General features: G+C 72.1%; 5 protein-coding genes. 4 read left to right on the top strand and 1 reads right to left on the bottom strand.

What is annotated here, in order from left to right:
• The coding region (dapE, locus tag AB0M52_RS31655; RefSeq protein WP_363961300.1) for a succinyl-diaminopimelate desuccinylase at positions 1-868 on the top strand (868 nt) is incomplete at its 5' end.
• Positions 869-957: 89 nt separating this feature from the next.
• Here dapE and AB0M52_RS31650 read toward each other — a convergent pair.
• Positions 958-1110, bottom strand: coding sequence for a hypothetical protein (locus AB0M52_RS31650; protein ID WP_363961298.1), 153 nt, complete (start codon positions 1108-1110; stop codon positions 958-960).
• A 139-nt stretch (positions 1111-1249) separates the two neighbouring features.
• On the opposite strand from AB0M52_RS31650, the gene AB0M52_RS31645 reads away from it, so the two are divergent.
• From AB0M52_RS31645 to AB0M52_RS31635, 3 genes are all read left to right on the top strand, one after another.
• Entirely contained in the window at positions 1250-2086 is an 837-nt protein-coding gene (locus tag AB0M52_RS31645; RefSeq protein ID WP_363961296.1) for a TIGR00730 family Rossman fold protein, read from the top strand.
• 4 nt (positions 2087-2090) lie between these two features.
• The gene (locus AB0M52_RS31640; RefSeq protein WP_363961294.1) at positions 2091-2636 is read left to right on the top strand and encodes a TIGR00730 family Rossman fold protein; all 546 of its coding nucleotides are present in this window, start codon (positions 2091-2093) and stop codon (positions 2634-2636) included.
• Between the two features lie 206 nt (positions 2637-2842).
• Positions 2843-4115, top strand: a 1273-nt coding sequence (locus tag AB0M52_RS31635) for a UvrD-helicase domain-containing protein (RefSeq protein WP_363961292.1), incomplete at its 3' end; no start/stop codon positions are given.

Here is a 4115-nt window from a genome sequence, read left to right as displayed (position 1 = left end):
GCTGGCCGGGCACCTGGACACCGTTCCGCTGAACAACAACTTCCCGTCGACCATGCGCGGCGATCTGATGTACGGCTGCGGCACCTCGGACATGAAGTCCGGGGTTGCCTTCGCACTGCACCTCGCGGCCACCCTGCCGGAACCGCGCTACGACGTCACGTACTTCTTCTACGAGGCGGAGGAGATCGAGTCCAAGTACAACGGCCTCACCCTCGTCTCCCAGGCCCACCCGGAGTGGCTCCAGGCCGATTTCGCGGTGCTGCTGGAGCCGACGTACGGCATCGTGGAGGCCGGCTGCCAGGGCACCATGCGGGCAAATGTGGTCACCACCGGGGTCCGGGCGCACTCGGCCCGTTCGTGGCACGGGGTCAACGCCGTGCACGGGGCCGGTGAGGTGCTCCGCCGGCTGTCGGCGTACCAGGCGCGCCGGGTCACCATCGACGGATGCGAGTACCGCGAGGGCATGAACGCGGTGCGGATCCACGGCGGGGTCGCCGGCAACGTGGTGCCGGACCGGTGCGAGATCGAGGTGAACTATCGCTTCGCGCCGGACCGGACGCCGGCCGAAGCCGAGGCGCACCTGCGTGAGGTCTTCGCGGGCTACGAACTGGCGGTGACCGACTGCGCGGCCGGTGCCCTGCCCGGGCTGGACGCTCCGCCCGCGCGGGAGTTCCTGGCCGCGGTGGGTGCCGCGCCGATCGGCAAGCTCGGCTGGACTGATGTGGCCCGCTTCGCGGCGATGGGCATCCCGGCGCTGAACTTCGGCCCGGGCGACCCGAATCTGGCCCACCATCCTGACGAGCACGTCGAGATCGGCAAGATCCGCGACGGTGCCGCCACTCTCCACCGCTGGCTCGCCCCCGCTTAGCCCCCGGCCCTTCGAGACTTGAAGTTGGCGGGTGTTCCGGAGATCGAAGACCCCGCCGACTTCATCATCGTCCGCGCTGGTGCGGGTGGTCAGAGGGTGGACAGGTGCTGGTCCGTGGTGGCTTCGGCGGACGGTTCGGGCGGGGTTTCGAGCAGGCGGCTGCGGCGGCGCTCGGCCACCACGTCGCGGATTCGCCGCTGCATCTGGCGCCGGATCCGGATCCGTTCGTTGTTGGTGATCACGCTGTCTCCTCCCCCGAAGCCCGCGTGCCGGGGCATACCCGGTATGTGAATAGTAAGACGTACGGGAAAGCGATTTGGTTGCACAAGATCACGAAGTGTTTGCCGGGTTCACCGGCCTGACTCCACTACGGTTGCTCCCATGACCCAGAGCAACCGCCGCGAACCGGGACAGGAGCGGCATCGCGGTGCCGTCACACTGCGTCGGCAGGCGATCCCCGCCAGCACCGCCGACCAGCGGCTGCTGGACTCGCGGGCGCGCGCCGACTGGAAGACCAGGGACGCCTGGCGGGCGCTGCGCATACTCTCCGAGTTCGTCGAGGGCTTCGACACCCTCGCCGACCTGCCGCCGGCGGTCAGCGTTTTCGGCTCCGCCCGGAGCAAGCCGGACAGTTCCGAGTGCCAGCTCGCTGAGGCGCTGGGCGCGGCCCTGGCCCGGGCCGGGTACGCGGTGATCACCGGCGGTGGTCCCGGCGTGATGGAGGCCGCCAACCGGGGTGCGAGCGAGGCTGGCGGGCTCTCCGTCGGCCTCGGCATCGAACTCCCCTTCGAGCAGGGCATCAACGACTGGGTCGACCTGGCGATCGACTTCCGCTACTTCTTCGCCCGCAAGACCATGTTCGTCAAGTACGCCCAGGCGTTCGTCGTGCTGCCCGGCGGCTTCGGCACCATGGACGAACTGTTCGAGGCGCTCACCCTGGTGCAGACCGGCAAGGTCACCCGGTTCCCGGTGGTGCTGATGGGCGTGGACTACTGGCAGGGCCTGCTCGACTGGCTGCGGGACACCATGGCCGGGGAGGGCAAGATCGGGCCGGTCGACCTGGAGCTGATCTGCGTCACCGACGACGTGGCCGCGGCGGTGCGGCACATCGTGGAGGCCGAGGCCGTCCTCAGCTCCGAGCAGGAGGCGGTACGCGAGGACGCCGTCGCCCGCACCGCCGCCGACCAGCAGGCGGCGGCCGACGAGGCGGAGCGCTGAGGAGATGGCCGCCATCTGCGTGTTCTGCGCCTCCTCCCGGACGCTCGACCAGCGTTGGCTCGACCTCGCGGCCGCCACCGGCGCGGAGATCGCCCGTCGCGGTCACACGCTGGTCAGCGGGGGCGGCTGCGTCGGCATGATGGGCGCGCTGGTCGACGGCGCGCGTTCGGTGGGCGGGCGCACGATCGGCGTGATCCCGCAGTCGCTGGTCGACCTGGAGGTCGCCGACCTCGCCTCCGACGAACTGCTGGTCACCGAGTCGATGGCCAGCCGGAAGATCCTCATGATCGACAAATCGGACGCCTTCCTCACCCTGCCCGGCGGGCTCGGCACCCTCGACGAGCTCTTCGAGGTCTGGACCACCGCCACGCTGGCCCTGCATCACAAGCCGATGGTGCTGGTGGACACCGACGGCTTCTACGGCCCGCTGCTCGACTGGCTGCGCAACCTCACCGACCAGACCTTCCTCAAGCCCGCCGGCTTCGACCTCCTCCGCGTCGCCGACACCGTCCCCGCCGCCCTCGACGCCCTCGAATCCCGCCTCACCTGAGCATGGCCGGGCCGGCTGGCGGCGGGTCGAGGAGCTGAGCTCTTGATCGTTGGCAGTGGAGCTGCGCGACACGCCGAGGCGGCAGCAGCTGAGCTGCCAGCGATCCTCGCGCTGGCGGTCGCACTTTGTCGAGGCCACGCGTGAGCTGGGGCGCCGGCGGGTGTGGCGGGTCGGGAAGTGTCGCAGGGCCGTGATGGGATGACGGGATGCAGGCGTACCGTTTGGTGCGTCGGCCCGCCGGGCCGACCCAGGGGAGCGGCCCATCCACCGGGCACCACCCAGGTGAAGCCCACCCAGAGGTCGCCCCGAGCCAGGCTCACCCGGAGCCCCGGCCGGGACGGGCCCACCCGGAGGCCACAGCGGGTCAGGCTGATCCGGAGGTCGTTCCGGGTCGGGCCGTCGCGGCGGCCGTCGCGGATCCGGCTCGCCCGGAGGCCGGCGCAGGCCAGGCGTATTCGGAGGCCGCGCCGGGTCAGGCTCGCCAGGGCGTGGCGGAGGAGCCGGCCGGTGGGGCCGGTCGGCGGGACGATCCCGGGCAGGTGGAGGTCGTCGCGCACACCGACGGGCCGATGCTCGTCCTCGGTGGACCGGGCACCGGGAAGACCCGCACGCTCGTCGAGGCGGTCGCCACCCGGGTCGCCGAGGGGGTCGACCCGGAACAGATCCTGGTCCTCACCTTCAGCCGGCGGGGTGCCGCCGACCTGCGACACCGGATCGAGGCGCGGATCGCCGCGGCCGGCCAGCGGGTGCTGCGCGAGCCGCTGGTGCGCACCTTCCCGGCGTACGCCTTCGGGCTGCTGCGGCGCGCCGCCGCCGAGCGGGGCGAGCCGTCGCCCCGGCTGCTCACCGGGCCCGAGCAGGATCTGATCATTCGCGAGCTGCTGGACGTGGTCGGCGAGGAGCCCGGCGACGACCCGGTCGGCTGGCCGGAGGAGCTGCGCCCGGCGCTGCGTACCCGGGCGTTCGCCGCCCAGCTGCGCGACCTGCTGATGCGCGCGGCCGAACGCGGGGTCGGCCCGGTCGAGCTGGCCCGGCTCGGTGAGCGGCTGGGTCGCGCCGACTGGCCGGCCGCCGCCCGGTTCCTCCGGGAGTACGTCGCCGTGCTGGCCCTGCGTGACGTCGCCAACCGGGGCTCGATCGCGTACGACCCGGCGGAGCTGGTCCGGGCGGCCACCGGGATGCTGCGCGACGACCCGGAGCTGCTGGCGGCCGAGCGGCGCCGGCTGGCGTACGTCTACGTCGACGAGCTCGCCGACACCGATCCCGCCCAGCTCGACCTGCTGGAGACGGTTGCCGGGGGCGGGATCCCGCTGGTCGCCTTCGCCGATCCTGATTCGTCCACGTACGCCTTCCGGGGCGCTGACCCCAGCGGCGTGACGGGTTTCCCGCACCGGTTCCGCACCGCCTCCGGCGCGCCCGCCGCGCAGATGCTGCTGACCACCAGCTACCGGTCCGGCGAGCGACTGCTGGCGGCTTTCG

The sequence above is a fragment of the Micromonospora sp. NPDC051296 genome (assembly GCF_040682255.1).
Classification (GTDB): domain Bacteria; phylum Actinomycetota; class Actinomycetes; order Mycobacteriales; family Micromonosporaceae; genus Micromonospora; species Micromonospora craterilacus.
This window is presented reverse-complemented; position numbering and strand designations above follow the sequence as displayed.